This window comes from Pseudomonas sp. RT4P38, assembly GCF_054897765.1.
The window spans coordinates 2,442,975-2,458,853 of record NZ_CM142703.1; the positions used below are offsets into that span (position 1 = coordinate 2,442,975).

At 58.8% G+C, this 15,879-nt stretch carries 11 protein-coding genes; 8 read left to right on the forward strand and 3 right to left on the reverse strand.

Annotated elements, in window-relative coordinates:
- The first annotated feature begins 65 nt into the window (after positions 1-65).
- Entirely contained in the window at positions 66-1,208 is a 1,143-nt protein-coding gene (gene pdxB, locus ACYZT7_RS11370; protein WP_462041085.1) for a 4-phosphoerythronate dehydrogenase PdxB, read from the forward strand.
- Between the two features lie 85 nt (positions 1,209-1,293).
- Here pdxB and ACYZT7_RS11375 read toward each other — a convergent pair whose 3' ends face one another.
- On the reverse strand, positions 1,294-1,473 hold the full coding sequence (locus ACYZT7_RS11375) for a PA1571 family protein (RefSeq protein ID WP_461964779.1): 180 nt from the start codon (positions 1,471-1,473) through the stop codon (positions 1,294-1,296).
- 260 nt (positions 1,474-1,733) lie between these two features.
- Between ACYZT7_RS11375 and ACYZT7_RS11380 the strand changes: the two genes are divergently transcribed.
- Positions 1,734-3,527, forward strand: coding sequence for an ABC transporter transmembrane domain-containing protein (locus tag ACYZT7_RS11380; protein WP_462041086.1), 1,794 nt, complete (start codon positions 1,734-1,736; stop codon positions 3,525-3,527).
- A 79-nt stretch (positions 3,528-3,606) separates the two neighbouring features.
- Here ACYZT7_RS11380 and ACYZT7_RS11385 read toward each other — a convergent pair whose 3' ends face one another.
- Positions 3,607-5,535 (reverse strand): transglycosylase SLT domain-containing protein, encoded by a 1,929-nt coding sequence (locus ACYZT7_RS11385; RefSeq protein WP_462041087.1) that lies wholly within the window; start codon positions 5,533-5,535, stop codon positions 3,607-3,609.
- A gap of 213 nt (positions 5,536-5,748) precedes the next feature.
- Here ACYZT7_RS11385 and ACYZT7_RS11390 point away from each other — a divergent pair, with 213 nt between their 5' ends.
- On the forward strand, positions 5,749-7,665 hold the full coding sequence (locus ACYZT7_RS11390) for an ATP-binding cassette domain-containing protein (RefSeq protein ID WP_462041088.1): 1,917 nt from the start codon (positions 5,749-5,751) through the stop codon (positions 7,663-7,665).
- A gap of 204 nt (positions 7,666-7,869) precedes the next feature.
- Here the strand turns inward: ACYZT7_RS11390 and ACYZT7_RS11395 are convergent, their stop codons facing one another.
- Positions 7,870-8,307: a universal stress protein gene (locus tag ACYZT7_RS11395; protein ID WP_462041089.1), complete on the reverse strand. Its 438-nt coding sequence runs from the start codon at positions 8,305-8,307 to the stop codon at positions 7,870-7,872.
- A 104-nt stretch (positions 8,308-8,411) separates the two neighbouring features.
- Between ACYZT7_RS11395 and ACYZT7_RS11400 the strand changes: the two genes are divergently transcribed.
- The 5 genes from ACYZT7_RS11400 to topA all read left to right on the forward strand — a co-directional run bounded on the left by ACYZT7_RS11400 (position 8,412) and on the right by topA (position 15,825).
- A complete protein-coding gene (locus tag ACYZT7_RS11400) occupies positions 8,412-8,849 on the forward strand; it encodes a hypothetical protein (protein WP_462041090.1) in 438 nt (145 codons plus the stop codon).
- Between the two features lie 541 nt (positions 8,850-9,390).
- The gene (gene fadB / locus ACYZT7_RS11405; RefSeq protein ID WP_462041091.1) at positions 9,391-11,538 is read left to right on the forward strand and encodes a fatty acid oxidation complex subunit alpha FadB; all 2,148 of its coding nucleotides are present in this window, start codon (positions 9,391-9,393) and stop codon (positions 11,536-11,538) included.
- A gap of 32 nt (positions 11,539-11,570) precedes the next feature.
- A complete protein-coding gene (fadA, locus tag ACYZT7_RS11410) occupies positions 11,571-12,746 on the forward strand; it encodes an acetyl-CoA C-acyltransferase FadA (protein ID WP_462041092.1) in 1,176 nt (391 codons plus the stop codon).
- A gap of 100 nt (positions 12,747-12,846) precedes the next feature.
- Positions 12,847-13,083 carry a DUF1653 domain-containing protein gene (locus ACYZT7_RS11415; RefSeq protein WP_046047845.1) on the forward strand — a complete coding sequence of 79 codons (237 nt, stop codon included), beginning with the start codon at positions 12,847-12,849 and terminating at the stop codon, positions 13,081-13,083.
- 114 nt (positions 13,084-13,197) lie between these two features.
- A complete protein-coding gene (gene topA / locus ACYZT7_RS11420; RefSeq protein ID WP_462041093.1) occupies positions 13,198-15,825 on the forward strand; it encodes a type I DNA topoisomerase in 2,628 nt (875 codons plus the stop codon).
- The last annotated feature ends 54 nt before the right edge of the window (positions 15,826-15,879 follow it).

A 15,879-nucleotide genomic window follows, 5' to 3' on the forward strand; every position in this document is an offset into this window, starting at 1 on the left:
TGCATCCCCGGTGGCCCAGCACGGTCATCTCCGCCTACACTGCCGATCCCCCAAAGGAGCCTGCCATGCTGATTGTTGCCGACGAAAATATCCCGCTGCTCGATGCCTTCTTCGAAGGTTTCGGTGAAATCCGCCGGGTGCCGGGACGTTCCATTGACCGCGCCACCGTCGAACAGGCCGATGTGCTGCTGGTGCGCTCGGTGACCAACGTTAACCGCGCGTTGCTCGAAGGCAGCAAAGTACGCTTTGTCGGCACCTGCACCATCGGCACGGATCACCTGGATCTGGATTACTTTCAGCGGGCCGGCATCACCTGGTCCAGCGCACCCGGCTGCAACGCCCGGGGCGTGGTCGACTACGTACTCGGCAGTCTGCTGACACTGGCCGAAATCGAAGGCGCCGACCTGACTCAACGCACCTACGGCGTAGTCGGTGCCGGTGAAGTGGGCGGCCGTTTGGTCAAGGTTCTACAAGGTCTGGGCTGGAAGGTGTTGGTCTGCGATCCGCCAAGGCAAGCCGCTGAAGGTGGCGATTACGTCAGCCTAGAACAGATCATCGAGCAGTGCGATGTCATCAGTCTGCACACGCCGTTGAAGAAACACGGCGCTCAGGCGACTTGGCATCTGTTCGATAAAAACCGGTTGAGCCGGCTCAAATCCGGTACCTGGCTGATCAACGCCAGTCGCGGCCCGGTGGTGGACAACGCCGCCCTGCGCCAGGTGCTGCTGCAACGCGAAGACCTGCAAGCGGTGCTGGACGTTTGGGAGGGTGAGCCTGAGGTCGATGTGGCGTTGGCCGAACTCTGTGTGCTGGCGACGCCGCACATTGCCGGTTACAGCCTCGATGGCAAACAGCGTGGGACCGCACAGATCTATGAGGCGTATTGCACATTTATCGGGCAACCGGCCCAGGTCGCCTTGAGCGATTTGCTGCCGTCGCCCTGGTTGTCGCAAGTGACCTTGAACGCTGAAAGCGATCCGGCCTGGGCGCTGGCCATGTTGTGCCGTGGCGTGTACGACCCGCGCCGCGACGATGCGGATTTCCGTCGCAGCCTTGTAGGCAATGTGAACGAGCAGCGTGCGGCGTTCGATTCACTGCGTAAGCATTATCCGCTGCGGCGGGAGATTGATGGGTTGAAGGTGCGGATTGAGGGGGATTCGCTGGCATTGCAGCGGATCGTGTCGGCACTTGGTGCAACGGCTGTCTAGCGACAGCGATAGGGTGCGCAGCACCCAAAAACCAGCCATAAAAAACCCGGCCATCAGGGGCCGGGTCAAGAAGACGGTGGCTACATCACTTTTGTTTGGCAGGCTTGACCAATCGCTGCTCCAGTTCGCGGCAAGCGTCCTGGATCATGCCTTCAGTGATCGGTACTTCGCGCCCTTTTTCGTCAATGATTGAGCAACCCAGAGACTGGTCTGGCTGTGTGCGGATCACTTCAATCTTGTCATCGCTGCTGTTTTGCAAGGACATGGCCTGTCTCCTCATCAGGTTGTGTGCTTACTGTAGAACCGCCACGTGACCGGGCTGTGACAACTCCGTGCGATCTTTCCAGGGCGGCAACATCAGTCCACCAGAAATACCGCGGCGTTGCCACCCGGACTTTAGACCAATACCGTCTAGGACCTAGTCTTTGCGGTCATAATTAACCTGACTCATTATGATTTACAGCGTTCAATCCCATCGACCGGTGTAGGCTTGATCGTGTCAAACCCTACTGGTTGCGCCATCGAATGATCTCCGTCCTCTCATCCCGTCAACGACGCGCCATGCGCCTGGCCTTGCATTTCGTCGCGCCTTATCGCTGGCCGGCCTTCGGTGCCTTGCTCGCATTGATCGTCACGGCGGGCATCACTTTGTCCATGGGGCAGGGGATTCGCCTGCTGGTGGATCAGGGTTTCATGACCCAGTCGCCGCATTTGCTCAACCAGTCCATCGGCCTGTTTTTGTTGCTGGTGGTCGGCCTTGCGATTGGCACGTTTGCGCGTTTTTACCTGGTCTCATGGATCGGCGAGCGCGTTGTCGCGGACATCCGCCGTCAGGTGTTCAACCATCTGATCTACCTGCACCCAGGATTTTACGAAGACAATCGCAGCTCCGAAATTCAGTCGCGCCTGACTGCCGACACCACGTTGCTGCAATCGGTGATCGGCTCTTCGCTGTCACTGTTCCTGCGCAATCTGTTGATGGTGATCGGCGGGATCGTCTTGCTGTTTATCACCAATCCCAAGCTCACCAGCATTGTGGTCGTCGCGTTGCCGTTGGTGATTGCGCCGATCCTGATCTTCGGCCGTCGGGTGCGTAGCCTGTCGCGCCTGAGTCAGGACCGGATTGCCGATATTGGCAGCTATGTCTCCGAAACCCTCGGCCAGATCAAAACCGTGCAGGCCTACAACCATCAGGTCCAGGACGAGCAGCGCTTTGCTGTAACAGTGGAGGAGGCCTTCAGCACCGCTCGCAAGCGGATCTTTCAGCGGGCCTGGCTGATTACTCTGGTGATCGTGCTGGTGCTTGGCGCGGTCGGGGTGATGCTCTGGGTCGGCGGAATGGATGTCATCGCCGGGCGGATTTCCGCGGGCGAGCTGGCAGCGTTTGTGTTTTACAGCCTGATCGTCGGCAGCGCCTTCGGCACGTTGAGCGAAGTGATCGGCGAACTTCAGCGTGCCGCCGGCGCCGCCGAACGGATCGCCGAGTTGCTGCGCTCGGAGAACATTATCCAGCCACCGACCACTGGCCTGGTGACCTTGCCTGAACGGGTGAAGGGTGACCTGGTGCTGCAAGACGTGCGCTTTTCCTACCCCTCTCGTCCCGAAAGCTATGCCGTTGATGGTTTTAATCTGACCATCAATGCTGGCGAAACCATTGCATTGGTAGGACCCTCCGGTGCCGGCAAGTCGACGGTGTATGACTTGCTGCTGCGCTTTTACGACCCGGTCGAAGGACGCATCCTGCTCGATGGCGTGCCGCTGACTCAACTCGATCCGCTGGACCTGCGCCGCTGCTTCGCCCTGGTCTCGCAAACACCGGTACTGTTCTTTGGCAGCATCGAAGAGAACATTCGCTATGGCAATCCAACGGCGACCCTGGCTCAGGTTCAGGAAGCGGCGACAATCGCGTACGCCCACGACTTCATCGAGCAAATGCCCAACGGCTACCAGACCCATCTTGGCGACGGTGGCCTCGGTTTGTCCGGCGGCCAGCGCCAACGCCTTGCCATTGCCCGGGCGCTGCTGGTTGACGCGCCTATCCTGCTGCTGGACGAAGCCACCAGCGCCCTCGACGCGCAGAGCGAACACCTGATCCAGCAAGCCCTGCCGAGCCTGATGAAAAACCGCACCACGCTGGTCATCGCCCACCGGCTGGCTACGGTGAAAAACGCTGACCGGATCGCGGTGATGGATCAGGGGAAACTGGTAGCGGTGGGCACGCATCAGGAATTGATTGCGAGCAACGCGCTGTATGCGCGGTTGGCGGCGTTGCAGTTTAGTGATGGGCGCCATGCCCCAACCGACCAAGTAACCGACTAAGTAACCGACCAAGTAGAGCACCCAAAAAAATGCCCGCATCAACCGATGCGGGCATTTTTGTCAGCGCTTCAAAGCAGGCTCATTGATCGTCAAAGTAGCGCTCATGCCAATCCACCAGCGGCTGCGGTGAGTTGAGCTTCTGGCCGTAGATCACCGAGTACGACAACACGTTTTGCACGTACTGGCGGGTTTCGTCGAACGGGATGCTTTCCACCCACACGTCGAAGCTCAGGTGGTCCGCACCGCGCAGCCACTGACGTACGCGGCCCGGGCCGGCGTTGTAGGCGGCGGAAGCGAGGACGCGGTTGCCGTTGAACTGGCTGTGGACCTGGCTCAGGTAAGCGGCGCCGAGCTGGATGTTCTTGTCCGGGTCGAACACTTGCTGCGGCGAGGCCAGTGGAATGCTGAACTTGCGCGCGGTCTCCTTGGCGGTGCCGGGCATGAGTTGCATCAGGCCGCTGGCGCCGACGCCGGAGCGGGCGTCGGCCATGAAGGCACTTTCCTGTCGGGTGATCGCGAACACCCAGCTCGAGTGCAGACCACGAACCTTGGCTTCGCGCACCAGGGTTTCGCGGTGGGCCATCGGGAAACGGATGTCCAGGTCGTCCCAGTACTTCGCCTGACTGATGGTGCGGATTGCCGGGAAATACCATTTCAGGTCGTAGGCCAGTTTAGCCTGGGCAACCATTTCGTCGCGGCTGAAGTGGCGGCTGACGTGGTACCACTCGCGGCGACCATCGACGATCTGTCCGCGAGCGTGAAACTCAAGCGCCCGACGCACGCCTGGGGTATTGCGGACCTTGTTGATCAGCGCCTGGCTGAGCACCAGCGGTTTGTTGTTCAGCGAGTAGGGCAGCTGCGAGCGATCCGCCGCGAGGAAGCCATAAAAATCACGCTCGCGGGCGAGGCCCTTATAAAGCGTCTGCGCTTCCGGGTTCTGCGGCTGCGACAGTTCCAGGCTGCGCGCCTGCCAGTAGCGCCAGCGGTTGGTCGTCGCCAGATCCTGCGGCAGACGCCGGGTCAACTGGTAGGCATCGTCCCAGCGGGCCAGACGCAACAGCAGGCGCATGCGCCATTCCGACACGGTGTTGTCGCGCAGTTCCGGGTCGTATTTAGTCATCATGTCCAGCGCGCGGCTGTCGAACCGTTTAGCCAGGGACAGGCCGATTTCCCGGGCGATCGCCACTTTTTCGTCACGGGAGAAGTGCATGCTGCTGGCATAACTATCGAGCATCTGCATCGCCCGGTCAGGATCCTGCCGCGCCAGACGGCGCAGGCCAAGGCTGACCACGTCGGACATCGGCTCGTCGGCCGGAATGAACCGTGAAGGAGCGTTGAGCAGTTCGGGTTTCTGCGCCACCTCCACCAGCAGTCGGCCGCGCGGGGCGAGGGTGGTCAGGCCGTTGACCAGGCTGTTGGCCAGCGGATAGTTGCGCGCCTGTGCCGCAAGCTTGGTGCGCTCCCAGCGTCGCTGTTCGGTCAGTTGGCCTTCGGCGGCCCAGATTCCAAACAGCGCATCGCACGCGGCGGGTTGGGATTTGCCGGTCAACCAGAGTTTATTGGCGTTGGCGTAACCCTCGGATTTCTGGTTATGCCCGATCTGATACTGCGCGTTCAGGCAGTCCAGTTCGGTGAAATTGAGCTTGGGGTCGTAGTACTTGACGAAGGTCGCCCAGTCGCCGCGTTCGGCCAGCCAGCGCAACCAGCGCAACTTCATCCAGTTGGCCTGGGGCAGGTCGCCGTGCTCGGCGAGGAATTTCTCGATTTCGGCATTGCTCGCGGTTTTAAGGCGGGCGGTCAGTTCGTCATACGCCAGGTATGGCTCCAGCGGGTAATCGCTGAGGGCCTGGCTGTAACGGAAATAAGGACCGGTATCCCCCTTGGCGAGGGCACGCTTGGCTTCATCGTAATACTGGCGCTGGGTGGACAGGTCCACCGCCTGGGCGGTTTGAACGGCAGTGGCAGAAAGAAGAAAACAGGATAAAAGACTGAAAAGGCGACTGCGCATGAGACGTCCGGGCAGAGAAATCATGACAAGCGCGGGCAATGCCCGCGCTGAATTACCTGTAGCTTAGCCTTTTGCCAGCAGCGGGCGAAAGCTTTGCCGGCCTGTCAGCATCAGTTCGCAACATTTGTCATGCAGAGTGCCACGAAGGTGAAATTGCCGGCCTTCTGAAGCCTCAAGTCAGGTAGAATGCGCGCCCGGTTTTTGGAGAAGCTCATGACCCTGCTCAAATTCAGCGATGTGTCCCTTGCTTTCGGCGCTATGCCGTTGTTGGACAAGGTGTCCTGGCAGATCGCCCGTGGTGAGCGGGTGTGCATCATCGGCCGCAATGGCACTGGCAAGTCCAGCATGATGAAGCTCGTCAAGGGCGACCAGAAGCCTGATGACGGTTCTGTTTGGCGTGCACCTGGCCTCAAAATTGGCGAATTGCCGCAAGAATTACCGGTAGCCGACGAGCGGACCGTGTTCGACGTGGTGGCCGAAGGCCTGGACGGTGTCGGCGAGCTGCTCGCGCAATATCACCACCTCAGCCAGAACATCGTCACCGACGCCGACCTGGACAAACTGATGCACGTCCAGCACGATCTTGAAGCCCGTGACGGCTGGCGTTTGCAGCAATTGGTCGACAGCACCTTGAGCCGTCTGCAGTTGCCGGCCGACAAGACCCTCGCCGAATTGTCCGGCGGCTGGCGTCGTCGTGTCCTGCTGGCTCAGGCTCTGGTTTCCGAACCTGATCTGTTGCTGCTCGACGAACCGACCAACCACTTGGACATCGGTGCGATCGCCTGGCTTGAAGAGGCACTGAAGGATTTTCAGGGCGCCGTGCTGTTCATCACGCACGACCGTTCATTCCTGCAGAACCTAGCCACCCGCATCCTCGAACTGGATCGCGGCGGCCTGATCGACTGGAACGGCGACTACGCCAGTTTCCTCGTGCACAAAGAAGCCTCGTTGGCCGCTGAAGACACCGCCAACGCGCTGTTTGACAAAAAACTGGCCCAGGAAGAAGTCTGGATCCGCCAGGGCATCAAGGCTCGCCGCACCCGTAACGAAGGCCGCGTGCGCGCCCTCAAAGCCCTGCGCAACGAGCGTAGCGAGCGTCGTGAGCGCAGCGGCAAGGCCAATATTCAGCTGGATACCGCTGACAAGTCCGGCAAGCAGGTAATGGTCCTCGACAACGTGAGCTTCGCTCACCCGGGCGGCCCGTTCCTGATCAAGGATTTCTCGATGGTCCTGCAGCGCGGCGACCGTATCGGTCTGCTCGGCGCCAACGGTACCGGCAAGACAACCTTGCTGAAACTGATGCTCAACGGTCTGCAGCCAACCAGCGGCACAGTGGAAGAGGGGACGCGCATCGACGTGGCCTACTTCGACCAGTTGCGCCATCAGTTGGACCTGGAAAAGACCGTAATCGACAACGTCGCAGAAGGTCGCGACTTCATCGATATCGATGGTCAGAGCCGTCACGTGCTGAGCTACCTCGGCGACTTCCTGTTCAGCCCGCAGCGTGCCCGCACGCCGGTCAAGGCGCTGTCCGGTGGTGAGCGCGCCCGTCTGTTGCTGGCCAAACTGTTCAGCAAACCGGCGAACCTGCTGGTCCTCGACGAACCGACCAACGACCTCGACGTCGAAACCCTCGAGTTGCTGGAAGAGGTCTTGCTGACCTTCAACGGTACCGTGCTGATGGTCAGTCACGACCGGGCATTCCTCGACAACGTGGTCACCAGCACCCTGGTCTTCGAAGGTGAAGGCAAGGTTCGTGAATACGTCGGTGGTTATCAGGACTGGCTGCGTCAGGGCGGCTCGCCGCGCCTGCTGGGCGTGACCGAGAGCAAATCCGGCAAAGCCGATCTGACCTCGGCGGTGGTGACTGCCGAGCCTGCGCCAGTCGCTGCGGTAGAAGCGCCGGTGGCGAAGAAGAAGCTCAGCTACAAGTTGCAGCGTGAGCTGGAAATGTTGCCGGCTCAGATCGAAGCCATGGAACAGCAGATCGCTACCGTTGAGGCGCAAATGGCCGATGCCGGTTTCTATCAGCGTCCTGCTGCCGAGACTGCTGCAGTGATCGCCCAGTTGGAGCAGTTGCAGGCTGAGCACGATGTAATGGTCGAGCGCTGGGCCGAGCTGGATGCCTGATTGATTCTGCTGTAAAAAAGCCCGGCGTTCAGTGATGAGCGCCGGGCTTTTCGTATGGAATGCGATTTTTGAGGCTAGACGGGCTCAATGTGGGAGCGAGCTTGCTCGCGATGACGGACTGACAGTCGACAATGATGTTGAATGTTAGATCGCTATCGTCGGAACGCCGTCCGGAGCAAGCTCGCTCCCGCAGGGTTGCGAGTATTAGCTTCTGAGCAGGCGCACCGCGAGCACATCGCAAGGCGCACCGTGCAGCACGTCATTGGCTGTCGATCCCAGCAGCAATGCCAGGCCGTGTCGGCCATGGCTGCCCACCACGATCAGGTCGCAGGTTTGTTCCTTGGCCAGGTGGTGGATCTCCTGGCGTGGCTGGCCGTAGGTCAGGTGACTGTACTCCTTGGAGAGCTCTGGATACTTCAAGATCAGTCGGTCCAGGCGTTCCTTGGCCTGATCAAACTGCTGTTGTTGCAGTTGTGACAGGTCCATGGGGACGTCGCCACCAAAGGCCATGGCCATCGGCTCGACAATATGCACCAGGGACAATTTCGCGCCGTTGCTCACCGACAGTTCGCGAGCGCGGTGGATGACAGGATCGCACTCTTCGGTTAGATCTACAGCGACCAGAATGTGGTTGTAGGGCATGAGGTGCTCCTCCTGAGGATTGCAATATTGGTAAGTATGGCTGGTTTCAAGCGCATTGGTCTCAAAGTGACTCAATGCGCTCATCAAGAATCGGGAGTACACATATGACGGTCTGGATAGTGGTGTCAATCCTGCTAGTGGTTCTGAGCCCGCTGGCATGGTTGCGGCCGTCACGCCACCAGAGCGGCCGCATGGCCCTGCGCATGGAGGCGCGACGCATCGGATTGGCGATGCAGTTGGCGCCCCAGGACTGGCCGCACTGGCTGAGCCAGGAGCCGCCGAGCCCTTGCGCCCAGTACCATCGGCCGCGGCGTGGCAATCAGCCGGTGTGCTGGAGTTACTGGCAAAAAGCACCCGGCGTGTGGGTCAATCAGTGGCAGGAGGTCTGCGAGGACCGAGCGCTGCTTAATCATTTCGAAAAATTGCCAGCTAACGTCTACAAGGTCGAAGCGGACAAGCAGATGATCACTTTGTATTGGGGTGAAAAGGGCGAAGCGACGGTTTTGCAGGATATTGATGCGCTGCTGAAAGCGCTGGCATAAATCGCGGAAATTTCGCGCCGCAATGGCGCGAAACGTCCGGCAGGCAGGCAATAAAAAGCCCGACATAATCATCGGGCTGGGGTTGGCCAGGCAGGCCGGTAATTCGGTGTGGAGCTGATCTTACGCTGGGCATTCGCCAAAAGCGTTCATGTTTTTTCCTCAAGGTCCCGCCAGCGTAGCTTGTTAAACAAAGGCTGCAGCGAATTAGGGCGACTTTTCTAACTATTGATCCTATGAATAGCCTCACATGCAGCGGCGTGTTGCAGGTCTTCGCGGTACGGAAATGACCGGAAAGTCGCGTTTCAACCAGTATTTTGGGCGATTGACAATTGTCGGAAATTCCGTGAAGGTGACGTACCCAAATCAAACGGGCGTATGAATTGAGCGTTTGTATTACAGATCGCTCCTACAGAATCCCGACTATCGCGTTGGCGGGTGTGCCGGGTGGATTGGCGTTAGCATCGACGATAAACGTCTCTGCCGAGCCATTCGCCTGCGTCCGACGTGTACTGTTCAGCTTCCATATCGTGGAGATCAGTTGATGATTTACGAAGGTAAAGCCATCACGGTTAAGGCTCTTGAAAGTGGCATCGTCGAATTGAAATTCGACCTCAAGGGTGAGTCCGTCAACAAGTTCAACCGTCTAACCCTGAACGAACTGCGTCAGGCCGTAGACACCATCAAGGCAGATGCTTCGATCAAGGGTGTGATCGTCAGCAGTGGCAAGGACGTGTTCATCGTCGGCGCCGACATCACCGAATTCGTCGAAAACTTCAAGCTGCCTGATGCAGAGCTTGTTGCTGGCAATCTGGAAGCCAACAAGATTTTCAGCGATTTCGAAGACCTCAACGTCCCGACTGTCGCCGCGATCAACGGCATCGCCCTGGGTGGCGGTCTGGAAATGTGCCTGGCGGCGGACTACCGCGTCATGTCCACCAAGGCCAAGATCGGTCTGCCGGAAGTCAAGCTGGGTATCTACCCGGGCTTCGGCGGTACTGTGCGCCTGCCGCGGATCATCGGTGCCGATAACGCCATCGAGTGGATTGCCGCCGGCAAGGAAAACCGCCCTGAAGACGCGCTGAAAGTCGGCGCAGTCGACGCCGTGGTCGCCCCGGAGAAATTGCACGAAGCGGCGCTGAACCTGGTCAAGGGCGCCATCTCCGGCGAATTTGACTACAAGGCCAAGCGTCAGCCGAAACTGGAAAAGCTCAAGCTCAACGCCATCGAACAAATGATGTCGTTCGAAACTGCCAAGGGTTTCGTGGCAGGGCAGGCAGGCCCTAACTACCCGGCGCCGGTTGAAGCGATCAAGACCATCCAGAAAGCGGCGAACTTCGGTCGCGACAAGGCGCTGGAAGTCGAAGCCGCCGGTTTCGTCAAACTGGCCAAGACCCCTGCCGCGCAGAGCTTGATCGGTCTGTTTCTGAACGATCAGGAACTGAAGAAAAAGGCCAAGGCCTACGACGAAATCGCCAAAGACGTGAAGCAGGCTGCCGTATTGGGCGCCGGCATCATGGGGGGCGGTATCGCTTATCAGTCGGCTTCCAAAGGGACGCCGATCCTGATGAAGGACATCAACGAGCACGGCATCGAGCAAGGTCTGGCGGAAGCCGCCAAACTGCTGGTAGGCCGCGTTGATAAAGGTCGCATGACCCCGGCGAAAATGGCTGAAGTGCTTAACGGCATTCGTCCGACCCTGTCCTACGGTGATTTCGGTCACGTCGACCTGGTCGTTGAAGCTGTCGTCGAGAACCCTAAGGTCAAGCAAGCCGTTCTGGCCGAAGTCGAAGACAAGGTCAAAGAGGACACCATCCTCGCGTCCAACACCTCGACCATTTCCATCACCTTGCTGGCCAAAGCCCTCAAGCGTCCGGAAAACTTCGTCGGCATGCACTTCTTCAACCCGGTGCACATGATGCCGTTGGTAGAAGTGATCCGTGGCGAGAAGTCCAGCGAGCTGGCCGTTGCCACCACCGTTGCCTACGCCAAGAAAATGGGCAAGAACCCGATTGTCGTCAACGACTGCCCGGGCTTCCTGGTCAACCGCGTGCTGTTCCCGTACTTCGGCGGTTTCGCCAAACTGGTCAGCGCCGGTGTGGACTTCGTCCGTATCGACAAGGTCATGGAAAAATTCGGCTGGCCAATGGGCCCTGCGTACCTGATGGACGTTGTCGGCATCGACACCGGACACCACGGTCGCGACGTCATGGCTGAAGGCTTCCCGGATCGCATGAAAGACGACCGTCGTTCGGCTATCGACGTGCTCTACGAAGCCAAGCGCCTGGGCCAGAAGAACGGCAAGGGCTTTTACGCCTACGAGACCGACAAGCGCGGCAAGCAGAAGAAAGTCGCCGATCCGTCGGTACTGGAAGTGCTCAAGCCGATCGTCTTCGAACAGCGTGAAGTCACCGACGAAGACATCATCAACTGGATGATGATCCCGCTGTGCCTGGAAACCGTGCGTTGCCTGGAAGACGGCATTGTCGAAACCGCTGCCGAAGCCGACATGGGTCTGGTCTACGGTATTGGTTTCCCTCCATTCCGTGGCGGTGCGCTGCGCTACATCGATTCGATCGGTGTTGCAGAGTTCGTTGCCTTGGCTGACCAGTACTCTGATTTGGGCGCGCTGTACCACCCGACCGCGAAGCTGCGTGAAATGGCCAAAACCGGCCAACGGTTCTTCGGTTAAGCGTCCAAACACTTGAGCGAGAGTGAAATTTTATGAGCTTGAATCCAAGAGACGTCGTGATTGTCGACTTCGGTCGTACTCCGATGGGCCGCTCCAAGGGCGGCATGCACCGCAACACCCGCGCCGAAGACATGTCGGCGCACCTGATCAGCAAACTGCTGGAACGCAACGTCAAGGTCGACCCGAACGAAGTCGAAGATGTGATCTGGGGCTGTGTGAACCAGACCCTGGAGCAGGGCTGGAACATCGCTCGCATGGCGTCCCTGATGACGCAGATCCCGCACACTGCTGCCGGTCAGACTGTCAGCCGCCTGTGTGGCTCGTCGATGAGCGCATTGCACACTGCCGCGCAAGCGATCATGACCGGCAACGGTGACGTGTTCGTGGTGGGCGGCGTCGAGCATATGGGCCATGTGAGCATGATGCACGGTGTCGATCCGAACCCGCACATGTCGCTGTACGCGGCGAAAGCCTCGGGCATGATGGGCTTGACCGCTGAAATGCTGGGTAAAATGCACGGCATCACTCGCGAACAACAGGACGCTTTCGGCGTGCGCTCCCACCAGCTCGCTCATAAAGCGACGCTGGAGGGCAAGTTCAAAGACGAAATCATCCCGATGCAGGGCTACGACGAGAACGGTTTCCTGAAACTGTTCGACTACGACGAAACCATTCGTCCGGAAACTACCCTGGAAAGCCTGGCGGCTCTCAAGCCTGCTTTCAACCCTAAGGGCGGCACCGTGACTGCTGGTACTTCGTCGCAGATCACCGACGGTGCTTCGTGCATGATCGTGATGTCAGCGCAGCGTGCACAGGACCTGGGCATTCAGCCTATGGCAGTGATTCGTTCGATGGCGGTGGCTGGTGTGGATCCGGCAATCATGGGCTATGGTCCAGTACCGGCTACGCAGAAAGCACTGAAGCGCGCGGGTCTTGGCATTAGCGATATCGACTTCTTCGAGCTCAACGAAGCTTTCGCCGCGCAGGCCCTGCCAGTGCTGAAAGATTTGAAAGTACTCGACAAGATGAACGAGAAGGTTAACCTGCACGGCGGCGCGATCGCCCTGGGTCACCCATTTGGTTGCTCCGGTGCGCGTATCTCCGGCACTCTGCTGAACGTGATGAAGCAAAATGGCGGCACCTTCGGGGTGGCCACCATGTGCATTGGTCTCGGCCAAGGCATCTCCACCGTCTTCGAACGCGTTTAAGCGTTTCGTCGAAGGAAGCCGGGGCCAAGTGCCCCGGTTTTTGTTTTTCTGAATTTATTTTTTGTTTTTATTTTTAGAAGATTTGAGCGAGGGCCAAAGCATGCCGATACAACCTGGGCTCTACCAACATTACAAAGGTCCGCAGTACCGTGTATTCAGTATTGCGCGGCATTCGGAAACCGAAGAAGAAGTGGTCTTCTACCAAGCCCTGTATGGCGATTACGGCTTTTGGGTGCGTCCCTTGAGCATGTTCCTGGAGTCGGTCGAGGTTGACGGCGAACAGGTGCCACGCTTTGCTTTGGTGCAAGCCGAACCGAGCCTTTTTTCCAAGCCATAAGCTGAGTGCGCGCAAGACCCTGCGCTTGACCTCACCTTGTAGCCACTATATATAGCGGTGCCGCGTCAGGCGCCAACCGCCTTTCACTTCTAGAATTCAGGAATTTTCTGATCCATGGGCAAATCGCTGGTCATTGTGGAATCCCCGGCTAAGGCCAAGACCATCAACAAGTATCTGGGTAACCAATACGTGGTGAAGTCGAGTATCGGCCATATCCGAGACCTGCCCACCAGCGGTTCGGCTAGCGCCAGCAAAGAGCCAGCCGCCAAGCGCGGCAAGGCTGCCGCGGGTGAAGGTCCGGTGCTCACGCCGAAAGAGAAGGCGCGCAAGCAGCTGGTCTCGCGCATGGGTGTCGATCCCGATCATGGCTGGAAAGCCAAGTACGAGATCCTCCCGGGCAAGGAAAAGGTCATCGAAGAGCTGCGCCGGCTCGCCAAAGATGCTGACACCATCTATCTCGCAACCGACTTGGATCGCGAGGGGGAAGCCATTGCCTGGCACCTGCGCGAAGCCATCGGTGGTGACGACAGCCGCTACAAGCGCGTGGTGTTCAACGAAATCACCAAGAAGGCGATTCAGGAAGCCTTCTCCAAGCCGGGCGAGCTGGACATCGATCGTGTAAACGCCCAGCAGGCGCGTCGTTTCCTCGACCGCGTGGTGGGTTACATGGTTTCGCCACTGCTGTGGGCCAAGGTCGCTCGTGGCCTGTCCGCTGGTCGCGTGCAATCGGTTGCCGTGAAGCTGGTCGTTGAGCGTGAGCGTGAAATTCGCGCGTTCAACCCGGAAGAGTACTGGGAAGTTCACGCCGACCTCGGCACCGCCAAGGGCGCAACCGTGCGCTTTGACGTGGCTCGCGAGAAAGGCGAAGCCTTCAAACCACTTAACGAAGCCCAGGCCATGGCCGCGCTGGAGAAGCTCAAGGCTTCCAGCTACAGCATCGTCAAGCGCGAAGACAAACCGACCAGCAGCAAGCCTTCGGCACCGTTCATCACGTCCACTCTGCAACAGGCCGCAAGTAACCGCCTGGGCTTCGGCGTGAAGAAAACCATGATGATGGCCCAGCGTCTTTACGAAGCCGGCTACATCACTTACATGCGTACCGACTCCACCAACCTTTCGGTTGATGCGGTGACGATGGCGCGTACTTATATTGAAGGCGAATTCGGCAAGAAGTACCTGCCGGAAAACCCGAACGTCTACAGCAGCAAGGAAGGCGCACAAGAGGCTCACGAAGCGATTCGTCCGTCCGATGCCAATACCGAGCCAAGCAAACTGTCGGGCATGGAACGCGATGCTGAGCGCCTCTACGAGCTGATCTGGCGCCAGTTCCTCGCTTGCCAGATGCTGCCGGCCCAATACCTGTCGACCACTGTCACCGTCGGTGCCGGTGACTTCGAGTTGCGCGCCAAAGGCCGCATCCTGAAGTTCGACGGTTACACCCGCGTCATGCCGCAAATTGCCAAGCCTGGCGATGACGACGTGTTGCCGGACATGGCTCAGGGCGACGCGATGAAGCTGATCAAGCTTGATCCGACCCAGCACTTCACCAAGCCGCCGGCGCGTTACTCGGAAGCGAGCTTGGTTAAAGAAATGGAAAAACGCGGCATTGGTCGTCCTTCGACCTACGCGGCGATCATTTCGACCATCCAGGATCGTGGGTACGTAGCGCTGCACAACCGTCGTTTCTACTCGGAAAAGATGGGTGACATCGTTACCGAGCGTTTGGCCGAGAGCTTCTCCAATCTCATGGACTACGGCTTCACCGCCGGCATGGAAGAGAACCTCGATGACGTGGCCCAAGGCGAACGAGACTGGAAAAACGTGCTCGACGAGTTCTACGGCGACTTCAAGAAGAAACTCGAAGTAGCCGAAAGCGCCGAAGGCGGCATGCGCGCCAACCAGCCGGTGATGACTGACATTCCGTGCGTGTTGTGCGGTCGTCCGATGCAGATTCGTACAGCATCGACCGGCGTGTTCCTCGGCTGCTCGGGCTACAGCCTGCCGCCGAAAGAACGCTGCAAGGCCACCGTCAACCTGGTGCCGGGCGACGAAATCGCGGCGGACGACGAGGGTGAATCGGAATCGCTGGTGCTGCGTGGCAAGCACCGCTGCCCGATCTGCAGCACAGCGATGGACGCATACCTGCTGGATGAGAAGCGCAAGCTGCACATCTGCGGTAACAACCCGGATTGCTCAGGCTACGAAATCGAAGAGGGCAGTTATCGCATCAAAGGCTATGAAGGTCCGAGCCTGGAATGCGACAAGTGCGGCAGCGAGATGCAGCTCAAGACCGGTCGTTTCGGCAAGTTCTTCGGTTGCACTAATGCGACGTGCAAGAACACCCGCAAACTGCTGAAAAGCGGTGATGCAGCGCCGCCGAAGATGGATCCGGTAAAGATGCCTGAGTTGAAATGCGAAAAGGTCAACGACACCTACATCCTGCGCGACGGGGCTTCCGGCCTGTTCCTGGCGGCCAGCCAATTCCCGAAAAACCGCGAGACGCGTGCTCCGCTGGTCATGGAAATTGTGCCGCACAAGGATGAGATCGATCCGAAGTACCACTTCCTTTGCGAAGCACCGAAGAAAGATCCGGACGGCCTCCCCGCCGTGATCCGTTACAGCCGCAAGACCAAAGAGCAGTACGTGCAGACTGAGGTCGACGGTAAGCCGACTGGCTGGAAGGCGTACTACGACGGCGGCAAGTGGAAGGTTGAAGATAAGCGTCCATCAGCCAAGGCTTAAAAGGCGCTGTACACAAAAGGCCGCATGACAACCCTCGGGTTTTCATGCGGCCTT